The organism is Streptomyces sp. NBC_01276, assembly GCF_041435355.1.
Lineage (GTDB): Bacteria > Actinomycetota > Actinomycetes > Streptomycetales > Streptomycetaceae > Streptomyces.
On sequence record NZ_CP108442.1, the window covers coordinates 2390935 to 2405151 of the forward strand.

At 71.3% G+C, this 14217-nt stretch carries 14 protein-coding genes and 2 riboswitches; of the genes, 9 read left to right on the forward strand and 5 right to left on the reverse strand.

Annotated features, from left to right (window positions below; translation table 11 throughout):
- Positions 1-28: 28 nt before the first annotated feature.
- From OG295_RS10025 to OG295_RS10040, 4 genes are all read right to left on the reverse strand, one after another.
- Complete coding sequence (locus tag OG295_RS10025; protein WP_266842425.1) at positions 29-1021, reverse strand: ABC transporter permease; 993 nt, start codon at positions 1019-1021, stop codon at positions 29-31.
- A gap of 668 nt (positions 1022-1689) precedes the next feature.
- Positions 1690-2430, reverse strand: coding sequence for an enhanced serine sensitivity protein SseB C-terminal domain-containing protein (locus OG295_RS10030; protein WP_371676559.1), 741 nt, complete (start codon positions 2428-2430; stop codon positions 1690-1692).
- Between the two features lie 56 nt (positions 2431-2486).
- Positions 2487-3221 (reverse strand): enhanced serine sensitivity protein SseB, encoded by a 735-nt coding sequence (locus OG295_RS10035; RefSeq protein WP_371676560.1) that lies wholly within the window; start codon positions 3219-3221, stop codon positions 2487-2489.
- A 98-nt stretch (positions 3222-3319) separates the two neighbouring features.
- Positions 3320-3976, reverse strand: coding sequence for an AAA family ATPase (locus OG295_RS10040; protein WP_371681152.1), 657 nt, complete (start codon positions 3974-3976; stop codon positions 3320-3322).
- A 171-nt stretch (positions 3977-4147) separates the two neighbouring features.
- Positions 4148-4251, forward strand: a riboswitch (glycine riboswitch).
- 183 nt (positions 4252-4434) lie between these two features.
- On the opposite strand from OG295_RS10040, the gene gcvT reads away from it, so the two are divergent.
- The 7 genes from gcvT (at position 4435) to OG295_RS10075 (ending at position 12006) form a co-directional block, all read left to right on the forward strand.
- On the forward strand, positions 4435-5550 hold the full coding sequence (gene gcvT, locus OG295_RS10045) for a glycine cleavage system aminomethyltransferase GcvT (RefSeq protein ID WP_371676561.1): 1116 nt from the start codon (positions 4435-4437) through the stop codon (positions 5548-5550).
- A 112-nt stretch (positions 5551-5662) separates the two neighbouring features.
- Complete coding sequence (gene gcvH / locus OG295_RS10050) at positions 5663-6046, forward strand: glycine cleavage system protein GcvH (RefSeq protein WP_371676562.1); 384 nt, start codon at positions 5663-5665, stop codon at positions 6044-6046.
- A gap of 17 nt (positions 6047-6063) precedes the next feature.
- Positions 6064-7320 carry a serine hydroxymethyltransferase gene (glyA, locus tag OG295_RS10055; RefSeq protein WP_371676563.1) on the forward strand — a complete coding sequence of 419 codons (1257 nt, stop codon included), beginning with the start codon at positions 6064-6066 and terminating at the stop codon, positions 7318-7320.
- Positions 7321-7472: 152 nt separating this feature from the next.
- On the forward strand, positions 7473-9128 hold the full coding sequence (locus OG295_RS10060; protein ID WP_371676564.1) for an APC family permease: 1656 nt from the start codon (positions 7473-7475) through the stop codon (positions 9126-9128).
- Between the two features lie 160 nt (positions 9129-9288).
- Entirely contained in the window at positions 9289-10671 is a 1383-nt protein-coding gene (locus OG295_RS10065) for an L-serine ammonia-lyase (RefSeq protein WP_266842415.1), read from the forward strand.
- Between the two features lie 324 nt (positions 10672-10995).
- The gene (locus tag OG295_RS10070) at positions 10996-11403 is read left to right on the forward strand and encodes an SsgA family sporulation/cell division regulator (protein WP_371676565.1); all 408 of its coding nucleotides are present in this window, start codon (positions 10996-10998) and stop codon (positions 11401-11403) included.
- A 75-nt stretch (positions 11404-11478) separates the two neighbouring features.
- Positions 11479-12006, forward strand: a complete 528-nt coding sequence (locus OG295_RS10075) for a hypothetical protein (protein WP_371676566.1) — start codon at positions 11479-11481, stop codon at positions 12004-12006.
- 31 nt (positions 12007-12037) lie between these two features.
- Here the strand turns inward: OG295_RS10075 and OG295_RS10080 are convergent, their stop codons facing one another.
- On the reverse strand, positions 12038-12760 hold the full coding sequence (locus OG295_RS10080) for a flavodoxin family protein (RefSeq protein WP_371676567.1): 723 nt from the start codon (positions 12758-12760) through the stop codon (positions 12038-12040).
- A 119-nt stretch (positions 12761-12879) separates the two neighbouring features.
- A riboswitch (cobalamin riboswitch) is annotated at positions 12880-13098 on the forward strand.
- Between the two features lie 28 nt (positions 13099-13126).
- Here OG295_RS10080 and OG295_RS10085 point away from each other — a divergent pair.
- Complete coding sequence (locus OG295_RS10085; RefSeq protein WP_371676568.1) at positions 13127-13837, forward strand: energy-coupling factor ABC transporter permease; 711 nt, start codon at positions 13127-13129, stop codon at positions 13835-13837.
- Positions 13834-14217, forward strand: a complete 384-nt coding sequence (locus OG295_RS10090; protein ID WP_371676569.1) for an energy-coupling factor ABC transporter substrate-binding protein — start codon at positions 13834-13836, stop codon at positions 14215-14217. The genes OG295_RS10085 and OG295_RS10090 overlap by 4 nt, the downstream gene beginning before the upstream one ends.

Here is a 14217-nt window from a genome sequence, read left to right on the forward strand (position 1 = left end):
CCATAGGTGGGTGAATCGAAGAAGCGGTTCAGCTGCCCTTGGGGTCGAGTGCGTCACGCAGCCCGTCCCCGAAGAGGTTGAACGCCAGGACGGTGATGAAGATCGTGATACCCGGGACCACCATGTACATGGGGTCGTCCTGGTAGATGGGGACGGCGTCGGAGAGCATCTTTCCCCACGAGGCCGTGGGCGGCTTGACGCCGGCGCCCAGGAAGCTGAGTGCCGCTTCCGTCAGGATGTTGGTCGGAATGATCAGCGTCGAGTAGACGAGGATCGGCGCGATCAGGTTGGGCAGCAGCTCCTTGATCAGGATGTAGCCGCGGCCCGCGCCGAGGCTGCGTGCGGCCTCGACGTACTCGCGTTCACGCAGGGAGATCGTCTGGCCCCGGACGATGCGGCCGATGTACGGCCAGCCGAAGAAGCCGATGACGACGATCAGCACGCCCATCCGGACGCCCGAACCCTCGAACCCCCAGAGGGAGTTGGGGACCACGGAGACCAGGGCGATGGTGAACAGCAGCTGCGGGAAGGCCAGCAGCAGGTCCATCACGCGGCTGATGACGGCGTCGACCCAGCCGCCCAGGAAGCCGGCCAGGGCACCGAGCAGGCTGCCCAGGACGACCGAGACGAAGGCCGCCAGGAAGGCGACGACCAGGGAGATGCGGGCGCCGTAGACGATCCGGCTGAACACGTCGCGACCGTTGGTCGGTTCGACGCCCAGCAGGAAGTCGGAGCTGATGCCGCCGAAGGAGCCGAGCGGCGTGCCCAGGTCCGGGTCGATCATGTCCTCGTGGAACTCGTTGGGATCGTGGCCCAGCAGGCCCACGATCAGCGGCGCGAAGACCGCCACCAGGATCAGGAGGATCACGACCACGCCGCCGGTCAGCGCGACCTTGTCGCGCTTGAGCCGCATCCAGGCGATGCGGCCGGGCGAGCGGCCTTCGATGGCCTTGGCAGGGACGTCGGCTACGGACACGGGTGCGGGCGTTTCCGCGCTCGTGTCGTGCAGTGGTGCCGTCATCGTGGTGGGGACCCCTCTCGGCCGACGGGTGGCCGGCCCATGCCCGCCGCTGTGGCGGCGTTGGTGCGGAGTGGCGCTCGGAGTGCTCGGGACACGTGGAACGCGTGCGAAGTGCGGTGGGAGGTGCGAACTGCGGACTGCGGACTGCGGGTGATGCGAACTGCTGTGCGAATTGCTGTGCGGAGCGAGGTGCGGTGCAGCCGAGGTGCGAGAAGTGCGGGAGGTGCGGGAAGTGCCGTGTGAAACAACAAGCCGAGTCCACGTGCCGAGCCGCGCCCTGGAGGACTGACCGGCTCTTGGGTGGGGAGTCTTCATCGGGCGCTCGACCAGCCGCCAGACCCGCAGATGAATGGATGCGCAACCGTGATCTGACGCCCCGGTTCCCGTTATCCGGACTCCGCTCACGGCTCAGCGGAGCAAGACCGTCCGTTCGGTACGCAAACGGACATCACGCCCAACACGCAGGAGGAGTGCGCCAATTGGGCGCCCAACAGGGGTGATATCCGGACAAGGAGAAAGCCGCCGGGAACCGTGGTTCCCGGCGGCCGAAGGTCCGTCGAAGGTGCCCGTCTCGGGGCCCGGGCACACCCGCGCGACTCCCTGTAGACGGGTCGGCACGGGGCCCCGATCCGGGTCGGGGGACCCGGTCAAGTGGTTTTCCGCGTGGCTCAGTACGCCGCGGCCTGGCCCTCGCGGTCGTAGAACGGCCTGGTCTGCGCCCGCAGCCACATCGCCACCGGGTCGTGCTCGTCCCCCAGCGCGACCGTGCACACCGGCACGCCCTCGGGGACCGCCCCGACCGACTGGCGCATCATCTCGCGCACGGACTCCAGCGCGGGCGCGGAGGCGTCGTACAGGTCGAGCCCCACCGCGAGGTAGGCCGTCCCGAGCGCGGGCTGGACCCACGCGCGGCGCAGCGACCTGACGGCCGGCGTGCGGTGCGCGTGCTGGGTCAGCAGCCCGTAGAACTGCGGGAGCTCCAGGGCGGGCTCGGAGAGCCGCAGCGGGCCCGCGGGCATGCGGTCCAGGCCGGTGGCGACGCGGCGCAGGTCGGCCCACGGCACGCCGAGGCCGCCGCCCGGGGCGTGCGGGTTGACCCACAGCCCCCAGCGGTCGGGGTAGAGGGCGCGGGCGATGTCCCGGCCGGTGACGACCTCGTAGCCGCGGTTCCAGCCGCTGGCGGCCAGTTCCTGCGGCGAGGTCACGCAGGGCGCGTACCCGAGGCCCTCGACCTCCATTCCGCCGTACTGGGCGTCCGGTGAGCCCGGTTGCCCCTGCCACAGCAGCATCCACAGCCTGCCCTCGGCGAGGGCGTGCAGGAATGACTCATAACTCTCATAGCGCCCGGGAGTCACCTGGCGCAGCATGTGCTCGACCTGCCCGGCCGCGGCCGTGCCTGACGCACTCACCCGGTACCCCTCTTCGTCCGCCCGTCGTCCACCCGTACCAACCAGCTTAAGCGGCGCTAGGGAAGGTAGAAGGGGCGTACGCGCTCACGAATCCAGTCCGTGACCGGGTCCTCGGCCGCCTCCAGGAGGATCAACTGCACGGGCCAGGGCGCGGGTACGCGGGCCAGGGCGCGGCCGAGGGCCTCCAGCGGGGCGTTCCGCGTCCCGGGATCCCATCCCACCAGCTGGACGCCGATGTAGAGCTGCGGGGGGCCGGCCTCGACGCTGGCGAGGCAGCGGTGCGCGGCGGTGACCACGCCCGTGGCGCGGAACTCCTCGGCCGCGGCGGCCAGGAAGTCGACGGGGTCCTCCTGCCAGTCGGGCTCGAAGAGCCGGACGCGGCCGCCGGTGGCGGGTCCGTCGAGCGGGGTCCGGCCGGCGCGGCACAGCTGGGCGACGGCGGCGGGGGGCAGCGGCACCCCGACGGCGCCCTCGGGGTTCACGGCGATGCCGAGCTGCGGGGGCAGGCCGCGGGCGAACTCGACGGCGGGGGCGATCGCGAAGTCCATGGCGGGGCCGGCGCCGTGACGGAACTGGGCCTCCGAGCTGTAGACGGGGACGTACGCCTCCCCGCCGATCAGCATCGTCGGGAGGTCGAGGGCTGCGTGGTCGGGACTGCCGCCGTGGGGCAGGGGCACCCAGAGCCGGCTGCGGCCGAGGGCATCCAGGATCTGCGGTCCGGCGTCCGGCCGGCCGAGCGCCGCCCCGAGGACCTGTTCCAACTCGTTCGCCGGCCAGCCGCTGCCCTGCATGTACCCCTGCCTCCGTACGGTTCCGCCCCGATGTCGCCCCGAGGCTACCGCCCCACCCCGACCGCCCTTCGCGCGTCCCCACCCCCCGCTCACCGCCCTCAGAAGAACGAGATCCGCGTCACCGCCGCCGCCGCGCGGCGGTCCAGGATGACCGCGGAGTCGCATCCCGCCGGCAGGCGCCCGGCCTCGGCGTCCCGCAGCAGCCGCCCCACCGCACCCCGGTGCCGCGCGAAGGCGTACGCCGAGACCCGGCGCCCCCGCGCCGCCTGCCCGGAGCGGGCCTCCTCGGCCGTGGTGTCCAGCAGGAGCAGGTGCAGCGCCCGGCCCCGCCGCCGGGCGGCGGCGGCGAGCATCCCCCGTACCCACATCTGGGTGCCGCAGTCGTGGACCACGACGGAGTCCCCGGTGCGCAGCCGCCGCCACAGCCCCCAGTAGTGCGCGGCCCGTACCAGCGGCCGGTACGCGGCGTACGGCAGCGCCCCCGGCATCCGGCGCTCCCAGCGTTCGCGGACGTCCTGGGAGTCGATGCCGCCGTCCTCGGCGGCCCGCTTGATCAGGGTGCTCTTGCCGCCGCCGGGCAGGCCGGACACCACGACGATGTCCCCGGCGGGGAATCCGAGCCGCCGCGGCCCGGCCACCACCGCGCCGCGCAGGTCGCGGACCCGGCCGGCCGGCCGCGGCCGGGTACTGCGCCGGGCCGGGACCCCGTCCACCGCTCCCGTCGCCGCCAGCACTCCGAATCTCCGCACAGTGATCGTCTCCCCCCGAATCGGGTCGCCTGGACCCCGTGCCCACTGAGTGTAAAGAGACGGTAATCCGGTGGCCTCGGTTCCGGTCCGTCCCTTCTTCCAGGGCCCCACTGCCCGCTCCCGAGCGTCCCGTGCAATGATGTGCGCCATCTGGACACCAACTGCATACCGGCCGCTTGAATCCGCGCGGGAGAGTCCCGGCACGCCGTGAGGCCGTGCCCGGGCGCCGAAGGAGCAAGTACCTCCCTTGAATCTCTCAGGCCCCGTACCGCGTGGATGAGGCAGATCTGAAAAGCGAGCGACGACGTGTCCGTCCCCCGACGGCCGCCGCGCGCTCCACCCAAGGTGCAAGCCAGGGCGTCCCGCCGTGTCGCGGGAACTCTCGGCGAACCTCTCAGGTTCCGATGACAGATGGGGAGGATCGTCCTCGTCATGTCATGCCCTGGGACCCGGGAGCCACACCCATGAGCACTGCCCCCCGCCTGACCGCGCTCGACGCGCTGCACCGCTCGCTCGGTGCGACCATGACCGACTTCGCGGGCTGGGACATGCCGCTGCGCTACGCGAGTGAGCGCGACGAGCACAACGCCGTGCGCACCAAGGCCGGCCTGTTCGACCTGTCCCACATGGGCGAGATCACGCTGACCGGCCCCGAGGCCGTCAAGGTCCTGGACTACGCGCTGGTGGGCAACATCTCCACCGTCGGCGTCGGCCGCGCCCGCTACACGCACATCTGCCAGGAGGACGGCGGCATCCTGGACGACCTGATCGTCTACCGCCTGGGCGAGACCGAGTTCATGGTCGTCGCCAACGCCTCCAACGCCCAGGTCGTCCTGGACGCCCTCACCGAGCGCGCCGCCGGCTTCGACGCCGAGGTCCGCGACGACCGCGACGCCTACGCGCTGATCGCCGTCCAGGGTCCGGAGTCCCCCGGCATCCTCAAGTCGCTGACCGACGCCGACCTGGACGGCCTGAAGTACTACGCGGGCCTGCCGGGCACCGTCGCGGGCGTGCCCGCGCTGATCGCGCGTACGGGCTACACGGGCGAGGACGGCTTCGAGCTGTTCGTCTCCCCGGAGCACGCCGTGGAGCTGTGGCAGGCGCTGACCGAGGCGGGCGAGGGCGTCGGCCTGGTGCCGGCCGGGCTGTCCTGCCGCGACACGCTGCGCCTGGAGGCGGGCATGCCGCTGTACGGGCACGAGCTGACCACCTCCCTCACCCCCTTCGACGCGGGGCTGGGCCGGGTCGTGAAGTTCGAGAAGGAGGGTGACTTCGTCGGCCGCGCCGCGCTGGAGGCCGCCGCCGAGCGCGCCGCCACCAACCCGCCGCGCAAGCTGGTCGGCCTGATCGCCGAGGGCCGCCGCGTCCCGCGCGCCGGATTCCCGGTCGTCGCCGACGGACAGGTCGTCGGCGAGGTCACCTCCGGCGCCCCGTCCCCGACGCTGGGCAAGCCGATCGCGATGGCCTACGTCGACGCGGCGCACGCCGCGCCCGGCACCTCCGGCGTAGGCGTGGACATTCGCGGTACGCATGAGGCGTACGAGGTCGTGGCTCTGCCGTTCTACAAGCGGCAGAAGTAGTCAGCACCGCCGTACGGCCGGCCGTACGGCGGTGTTCCGGCGCCCCGGCGCCCGTCTCGGTCCGCGAGACCACTGTTCACATCCACTCCCCCGCATCCAGGAGAATCAGGTCATGAGCAACCCCCAGCAGCTGCGTTACACCAAGGAGCACGAGTGGCTGTCGGACGCCGTGGACGGCGTCGCGACGGTCGGCATCACGGAGTTCGCGGCCAACGCGCTCGGTGACGTCGTCTACGCCCAGCTCCCCGCGGTCGGCGACACCGTGACCGAGGGCGAGACCTGTGGCGAGCTGGAGTCGACCAAGTCGGTCAGCGACCTGTACTCCCCCGTCTCCGGTGAGATCGTCGAGTTCAACCAGGACGTCGTGGACGACCCGGCCCTGGTGAACACCGCTCCGTTCGAGGGTGGCTGGCTGTTCAAGGTGCGCCTCTCGGAGGAGCCGAAGGACGTGCTCTCCGCCGACGAGTACGCCGCGCTCACCCACTCCGACAACTGACACCCCAGGGGATCCTGATGTCCGTTCTGAACACCCCTCTCCACGAGCTCGACCCGGACGTCGCCGCCGCCGTCGACGCGGAGCTCGTGCGCCAGCAGTCGACCCTGGAAATGATCGCGTCGGAGAACTTCGCTCCGGTCGCCGTCATGGAGGCCCAGGGCTCGGTCCTGACCAACAAGTACGCCGAGGGCTACCCCGGCCGCCGCTACTACGGCGGCTGCGAGCACGTCGACGTGGTCGAGCAGATCGCGATCGACCGCATCAAGGCGCTGTTCGGCGCCGAGGCCGCGAACGTCCAGCCGCACTCCGGTGCGCAGGCCAACGCCGCCGCGATGTTCGCGCTGCTGAAGCCGGGCGACACGATCATGGGCCTGAACCTGGCCCACGGTGGTCACCTGACCCACGGCATGAAGATCAACTTCTCCGGCAAGCTCTACAACGTGGTCCCGTACCACGTCGACGAGACCGGCCAGGTCGACATGGCCGAGGTCGAGCGCCTCGCCAAGGAGTCCAAGCCGCAGCTGATCGTCGCCGGCTGGTCCGCGTACCCGCGCCAGCTGGACTTCGCCGCCTTCCGCCGCATCGCGGACGAGGTCGGCGCGTACCTGATGGTCGACATGGCGCACTTCGCCGGCCTGGTCGCCGCGGGTCTGCACCCGAACCCGGTGCCGCACGCCCACGTCGTCACCACCACCACGCACAAGACCCTCGGCGGTCCGCGCGGCGGTGTCATCCTGTCGACGCAGGAGCTGGCCAAGAAGATCAACTCCGCGGTCTTCCCGGGCCAGCAGGGCGGCCCGCTGGAGCACGTGATCGCGGCCAAGGCGGTCTCCTTCAAGGTCGCGGCCTCGCCCGAGTTCAAGGAGCGCCAGGAGCGCACCCTGGAGGGCGCGAAGATCCTCGCCGCCCGCCTGGTCCAGGACGACGTCAAGGCCGTGGGCGTGGACGTCCTCACCGGCGGCACCGACGTGCACCTGGTCCTGGTCGACCTGCGCAACTCCGAGCTGGACGGACAGCAGGCCGAGGACCGCCTCCACGAGGTCGGCATCACGGTCAACCGGAACGCGATCCCGAACGACCCGCGGCCCCCGATGGTCACCTCGGGTCTGCGGATCGGCACGCCGGCGCTGGCCACCCGCGGTTTCGACGCCGAGGCCTTCACCGAGGTCGCCGAGATCATCGCGCAGGCGCTGAAGCCCTCATACGACGCCGAGGACCTCAAGGCGCGCGTCTCCGCGCTCGCCGCGAAGTTCCCGCTGTACCCGTCGCTCTAACCAGCCGCGGTGGGGCCCGGCCGCGTTTCCACGGGGTCGGGCCCCTTTCGTGACCTAAGTCCCTGGTGGATGCCACCTATCGGCTCTGAAACATTCAAAAATCGGCAAATAGGGTCGCAATAAAGGCATCTCCCTCAGGACGGACACCCTCCATGGACATGAGCGCGGCGAACCGGAAGGGGCTCAGCCTCTTCGCGCTGATCATGATCGGCGTCGGCTCGATCTTCGGCTCCGGCTGGCTCTTCGGCGCCGGCACGGCCGCCCAGGTCGCGGGCCCGGCGGCACTCGTCGCCTGGGTCATCGGCGCGGTCTTCATCGGCATGATCGCCATGACCTACGCCGAGGTGGGCGCGGCCTACCCGATCCCGGGCGGCATGGCCCGCTACGGCGCCCTGTCGCACGGCCCGGTGCTCGGCTTCATCACGGGCTGGGCGGTGTGGATCGCGGTCGCCTCGCTGATCCCCATCGAGTCGATCGCCGCGACGCAGTACATGTCCTCGTGGAGCTTCGGCTGGGCCGGGGACCTGGTGGACGCCGGGTCCCACGAGCTGACCGCCTTCGGCATGGCGGTGGCGCTCGCGCTGACCGTGCTGCTGTGGCTGTCCTGCTACTGGTCGGTCCAGCTCCTCGCGAAGATCAACTCCGGTCTGACCCTGGTCAAGTTCGCCATCCCGGTCCTCGCCGTGATCGCCCTGGTCGCCTCGGGCTTCCACACCGAGAACTTCAGCGCCCACGGCGGCTTCGCCCCGAACGGCTGGACGGCCGTCCTGACCGCCGTCACCACCTCGGGCGTCGTCTTCGCCTTCAACGGCTTCCAGGCCGTGGTCAACCTCGGCGGGGCCGCCCGGAACCCCGGGCGGGCCATCCCGATCGCCCTGGTCGGAGCACTCTCCCTGGGCCTGGTGATCTACCTCGCGCTGCAGACGGCCTTCCTGGGATCCGTACCGCCGGAGCACCTGGCACAGGCCGGCGGCTGGTCGGGCGTGAACTTCAACAGCCCCTTCGCCGAGCTCGCCAAGCTGCTGATGATCCACTGGGTGGTGGTGATGCTCCAGTTCGGCGCCTTCATCTCCCCCGCCGGCTCCAACATCGCCAACGTGGCCTCCGCCGCGTACATGGTGCAGAACCTCTCCGAGACGGGCTTCTTCCCCAAGCGGCTCAAGGAGACCCACCCGGTCTACGGCACCGCCCGCCCGGCGATGTGGACGAACCTGGGCTTCTCCGTCCTCCTGCTGGTGACCGTCGGCCACAGCTGGAAGACCCTGGCCCCGGTCATCTCGGCCGCGATGGTGATCTCGTACCTGATCGGGCCGGTGGCGGTCGGCGTCCTGCGCCGCACCCGGCCCGGCCTGCCCCGCCCCTTCCGGCTCCCCGCCGCGAAGGTCCTGTGCCCGCTGACCTTCGTCTTCGCCGCCTGCGCCCTCTACTGGTCGCAGTGGCCCAACACCGGCATCGTCACCGCCCTGACCCTGCTGGCCGCCCCGATCGCCGCCCTGGTCCTGTACCGCAAGGGCGAACGGGACCTCCTGCGCCAGTTCGCCCCGGCCTGGTGGATCGTCTTCTTCCTGGGCGCACTGTCCCTCCTGTCCCACCTCGGCTCCACCGACTTCGGCGGCCGCGGCGTCCTGCCCGGCGGCGTCGACGTCGCCCTGGTGGCCGCCATGGCGCTCGTCACGTACTTCTGGGCTGTCCGGGCGGGTGTCCGGGCCCACCAGGCGGGCCTGATCGGCCCGGACCCGCTGCCGGACCGCACCGGAGGCCCCGCCGGGGGCTCCACGACACCGGAGCGCGAGCTGTCTCACGTCTGACGGACCCGTCCGGGAGCCGAACCGTTCATCTCCACGCGATACGCTCGACTGCCGGACAAAATCCGCGGATCCACCCCTCTGATCCACCCCTCTGATCCACCCCCCAGATCCACCTCTCCTGCCCCCCTCCCCACCCACGAGCAGACAAGGGAGTCCGCCAGTGGCCATCTCCGTCTTCGACCTCTTCTCCATCGGTATCGGCCCGTCCTCCTCCCACACGGTCGGCCCGATGCGCGCGGCGCGCATGTTCGCGACGCGGCTGAAGAAGGACGGCGTCCTCGCCCAGACCGCGTCCGTGCGCGCGGAGCTCTTCGGCTCCCTCGGCGCGACCGGCCACGGCCACGGCACCCCCAAGGCGGTCCTGCTCGGCCTGGAAGGGCACTCCCCCCGCACCGTGGACGTCGAGAGCGCCGACGCCGAGGTGGAGCGCATCCGCCAGAGCGGCCGGCTGCGGCTGCTGGGCGCCGAGATAGGCGACGGGCACGAGATCGCCTTCGACGAGCCGAACCAGCTGATCCTGCACCGCCGCCGCTCGCTGCCGTACCACGCGAACGGCATGACCCTCTTCGCCTACGACGAGTCCGGCGCGCCCCTGCTGGAGAAGACGTACTACTCGGTCGGCGGCGGCTTCGTCGTGGACGAGGACGCGGTCGGCGAGGACCGGATCAAGCTCGACGACACAGTGCTGAAGTACCCCTTCCGCTCGGGTGACGAGATGCTGCGGCTCGCCAACGAGACGGGCCTGTCGATCTCCTCCCTGATGCTGGAGAACGAGAAGGCCTGGCGCACCGAGGAGGAGATCCGCGAGGGGCTCCTGGAGATCTGGCGCGTCATGCAGGCCTGCGTCTCGCGCGGCATGTCCCGCGAGGGCATCCTGCCCGGCGGACTGCGCGTCAAGCGCCGCGCCGCCTCCACGGCGCGCCAGCTGCGCACCGAGGGCGACCCGATGATGCACCGCAGCGAGTGGACGACGATCTACGCGATGGCGGTCAACGAGGAGAACGCGGCGGGCGGCCGGGTCGTCACCGCGCCCACGAACGGCGCCGCGGGCGTCCTGCCGGCGGTCCTGCACTACTACATGAACTTCGTGCCCGGCGCCGACGAGGACGGCGTGGTCCGCTTCCTCCTCGCCGCGGGCGCGATCGGCATGCTCTTCAAGGAGAACGCCTCCATCTCCGGCGCCGAGGTCGGCTGCCAGGGCGAGGTCGGCTCGGCCTGCTCGATGGCGGCCGGCGCCCTCGCCGAGGTCCTGGGCGGCACCCCGGAGCAGGTCGAGAACGCGGCCGAGATCGGCATGGAGCACAACCTGGGCCTGACCTGCGACCCGGTCGGCGGCCTCGTCCAGATCCCCTGCATCGAGCGCAACGGCATGGCCGCGGTGAAGGCCGTCACCGCCGCCAAGATGGCGATGCGCGGCGACGGCAGCCACAAGGTCTCCCTCGACAAGGTCATCAAGACCATGAAGGAGACCGGCGCCGACATGAAGGTCAAGTACAAGGAGACCGCGCGCGGCGGCCTCGCGGTCAACGTCATCGAGTGCTGACCGGAGCGGCTTCCTGAACCCGTCGAGCCCGCCCTCCCCCGGAGGGCGGGCTCGTGCGCGTCCCGCTACGATCGGCCCCACCGGCGAGGAGGTAGTCATGAACACGGCAGGAATGGCGTCAACCGCACTGGTTTCAGGGGCCTTTGAGCGGTGCGACCCCTTCGCTCCGGCCTCGGCGGCGGCCCCGGGGGGTCCCGGAATCAGGCCCTGCGGCCCGTCCGGCTCGGGACCTTTGGCCCCGGGGAGCACCGCCGGCGTCGACTAGCGTTCCCGGAGGGGGTCCGTGAACGGAACGCCACCCGCGCGAAGAGAGGCAGAGCCAGCATGGCCACCACCGAACACCGCGTCCTGCCGCTCCGGCTGGAAGCCGCGCCGCTGTCCGTCCCCCTGGTCGGCGCCTTCGTCTACCGCACGGACCGGCCGTACGAGCTGGCCGTCGACTTCCGCGGCGCCGGGACCCACCTCGCCCGCTGGGTGTTCTCGCGCGAGCTGCTGCTCGACGGGCAGACCTGCGCCACCGGCGAGGGCGACATACAGGTGTGGCCGATGCGGCGGGGCACCGAGCCGCGCGTGTTCCTCGCCTTCAGCAACGGCGCGCAGAGCTGTGTGGTCTCCGCCCGCGCCAAGGACGTGCGCGAGCTGTGCCGACGGCTCACCGAGCTGGTCCCGCGGGGGGAGGAACGGCGCCACTACGACCTGGACGCGGAGCTGAGCGCCCTCCTCGCGTACTGAGGGAACCGCGGGCACCGCACGGGTGTCTTACCCGGTGACAGCCAGTCCCCGTCTCACGAGAATCGGGGGGACGTCATGCGTCACCTGAACCGCCCGCGCCGCCGCCGGGCCGTGGCCCTGGCCACGGGTGCCCTGCTCACCGCCGGGCTCGCGCTCGCCGCACCGGCCTCGGCCGCCGCGTCCGCCGCTCCGTCCGTACGCACCCCGACCCCGCTCGTCGTCAACGCCCGCTGGGGCGGTCACTGCACGTACGACCGGATCGTCATCGACCTCCAGGGCTCCGTGCCCCCGGTCACCGTCACGCCCGTCTCCCAGCTGGTCTACGACGGGTCCGGCAAGCCCGTCCCGCTGGCCGGGAAGTACTTCCTGGAGATCCGCCTGCACCCCGCCGCCGGTCACGACGACGCGGGGCAGAACGTCTACCAGGGGCCCAAGCTCCAGAAGATCTACCTCAGCAAGCTCAAGGGCCTCGCCCTGACCGGCGACTACGAGGGGTACGTGACCTTCGGCGCCGCCTTCGACACCAAGCCCGCCTTCACCACCACGGTCCTCCACTCGCCCGAGCGGTACGTGGTGGACGTCGCGCACCCGAACACCTGCTGAAACCGGCGGCCCGGCCCGGGACGCCGCACCGCTAGCGGTGTTCCGGGTTCGGGAAGTCGAAGCGGCAGCCCGCGTCCCACAGGGAGCGCTGGTTGCCGTGCGCGGGGATGCCGCCCGCGCGCTTGAGGAGGGCCGCCAGGTGCATGAGGTTCCAGGACATGAAGGCCGTGTTGCGGTTGGTGAAGTCGTTGTCGGGTCCGCCGGATCCGGGGTCCAGGTAGGAGGGTCCGGGGCCGGCCTCGCCGATCCAGCCGGCGTCGGCCTGGGGCGGGATGGCGTAGCCCAGGTGCTGGAGGCTGTAGAGGATGTTCATGGCGCAGTGTTTGACCCCGTCCTCGTTGCCGGTGATCAGCGCTCCGCCGACCCGCCCGTAGTAGGCGTACTGGCCGCGGTCGTTGAGCAGGGAGGAGCAGGCGTAGAGCCGCTCGATGACCTGCTTCATGACGGAGCTGTTGTCGCCGAGCCAGATCGGGCCGCAGAGCACGAGGATGTCGGCGTCCATGACCTGGCTGTAGAGGACCGGCCACTGGTCGCTCTCCCAGCCGTGTTCGGTCATGTCGGGCCAGACCCCGGTCGCGATGTCGTGGTCGACGGCCCGCACCAGTGAGGTCCGTGCGCCGGCCGCCTCCATGACGGCACGGCTCTTCGCGATCAGCCCCTCGGTGTTGCTGGTCTCGGGCGAGCGCTTGAGGGTGCAGTTGACGAAGACGGCGGAGAGGTCCGAGTAGTCGAAGCCCTGGGTGTCGGAAGCCATGCGCCCCACCCTTCCCCGGGTCGGCGGGGGCCGCCAGCGGACCGCGTCCGTCCGGGCCGCGTCGCGCCGGGTGGCGCTCACGCCGGATCCGGCCACCCGAACGGCCGAATTGGGGCGGGTTGTTACCGGTCCGTCCTGGCGACTAGGGTCAGCTGGCCTTGGTGTTCGGGAAACCGGTGGAAAACCGGTGCGGCCCTCGCCACTGTGATCGGGAAGTCCGGCTCTACTCCTGCGGGAAGCCACTGGGCCCGCGCGGGAGACCGCACGGCCCCGGGAAGGCGGAGTCAGGGCATCAGTACCCGTGAGCCAGGAGACCGGCCGGGGCGCGTCGTCCATCCACGAGGTGCTGGAGAGGTCTCTCTACTCATGCATATAGCCGAGGGGTTCCTGCCCCCCTTGCACGCGGTCGCCTGGGGCGCCGCGTCCGCCCCGTTCGTCGTCCACGGAGTCCGCGCCCTCACCCGCGAGGTGAAGGCCCATCCGGAGAGCACCCTGCTGCTCGGGGCCTCGGGGGCGTTCACCTTCGTCCTGTCCGCGCTCAAGATCCCCTCGGTGACGGGCAGCTGCTCCCACCCGACCGGTACCGGGCTCGGCGCCATCCTCTTCCGGCCGCCCGTCATGGCGGTGCTCGGTACGATCACCCTGCTGTTCCAGGCCCTGCTGCTGGCGCACGGCGGGCTCACCACCCTCGGCGCCAACGTCTTCTCGATGGCCATCGCCGGGCCCTGGGCCGGCTACGCCGTCTACCGGCTGCTGCGGAAGTCCGGTGCGCCGCTGATGGTGACCGTCTTCCTGGGCGCCTTCTTCGCCGACCTCGTCACCTACTGCGTGACCTCCGTCCAGCTGGCGCTGGCCTTCCCGGACCCGGGCAGCGGCTTCTGGGGCGCGCTGGAGAAGTTCGCGGGGATCTTCGCCCTGACGCAGATCCCGCTCGCGGTGAGCGAGGGGCTGCTGACGGTGCTCGTGATGCGCCTGCTGATGCAGTCCAGCAAGTCGGACCTGGTCCGGCTCGGGGTCGCGAAGCTGACCGGCGCGGCCGGCGCGGCCGGCGCGCAGAAGGAGGCGACGGTCCGATGACCCGCAACGCGAAGATCAACACCCTGCTGCTGCTCCTGGTGGCCGCGCTGGCCGTGCTCCCGCTCGCACTGGGGCTCGGCGACGGCGAGGAGGAGCCGTTCACGGGCGCCGACGCACAGGCGGAGTCGGCCATCACCGAGCTGAAGCCCGACTACCAACCCTGGTTCTCGCCGCTGTACGAACCCCCGTCCGGGGAGATCGAGTCGGCGCTGTTCGCCCTCCAGGCGGCGCTCGGCGCGGGCGTGCTGGCGTACTACTTCGGCGTGCGCAAGGGTCGCCGGCAGGGCCTCGCCCAGGCGGCCGCGGCCTCCGCGGACCCGGCCGGGTCCGCCGCCGGGTCCGCCGCCGGGCCCGGCGCCACGACCGTCGCGGAGTCGTAG

Bases quoted from the DNA above. Each gene is read 5' to 3' on its own strand.
- OG295_RS10025 (WP_266842425.1), bottom strand. From the start codon at position 1,021: ATGACGGCACCACTGCACGACACGAGCGCGGAAACGCCCGCACCCGTG.
- OG295_RS10035 (WP_371676560.1), bottom strand. From the start codon at position 3,221: ATGCAGGGCAGCGGCTGGCCGGCGAACGAGTTGGAACAGGTCCTCGGG.
- gcvT (WP_371676561.1), top strand. From the start codon at position 4,435: ATGAGCACTGCCCCCCGCCTGACCGCGCTCGACGCGCTGCACCGCTCG.
- gcvH (WP_371676562.1), top strand. From the start codon at position 5,663: ATGAGCAACCCCCAGCAGCTGCGTTACACCAAGGAGCACGAGTGGCTG.
- glyA (WP_371676563.1), top strand. From the start codon at position 6,064: ATGTCCGTTCTGAACACCCCTCTCCACGAGCTCGACCCGGACGTCGCC.
- OG295_RS10060 (WP_371676564.1), top strand. From the start codon at position 7,473: ATGGACATGAGCGCGGCGAACCGGAAGGGGCTCAGCCTCTTCGCGCTG.
- OG295_RS10070 (WP_371676565.1), top strand. From the start codon at position 10,996: ATGGCCACCACCGAACACCGCGTCCTGCCGCTCCGGCTGGAAGCCGCG.
- OG295_RS10075 (WP_371676566.1), top strand. From the start codon at position 11,479: ATGCGTCACCTGAACCGCCCGCGCCGCCGCCGGGCCGTGGCCCTGGCC.
- OG295_RS10080 (WP_371676567.1), bottom strand. From the start codon at position 12,760: ATGGCTTCCGACACCCAGGGCTTCGACTACTCGGACCTCTCCGCCGTC.
- OG295_RS10085 (WP_371676568.1), top strand. From the start codon at position 13,127: ATGCATATAGCCGAGGGGTTCCTGCCCCCCTTGCACGCGGTCGCCTGG.
- OG295_RS10090 (WP_371676569.1), top strand. From the start codon at position 13,834: ATGACCCGCAACGCGAAGATCAACACCCTGCTGCTGCTCCTGGTGGCC.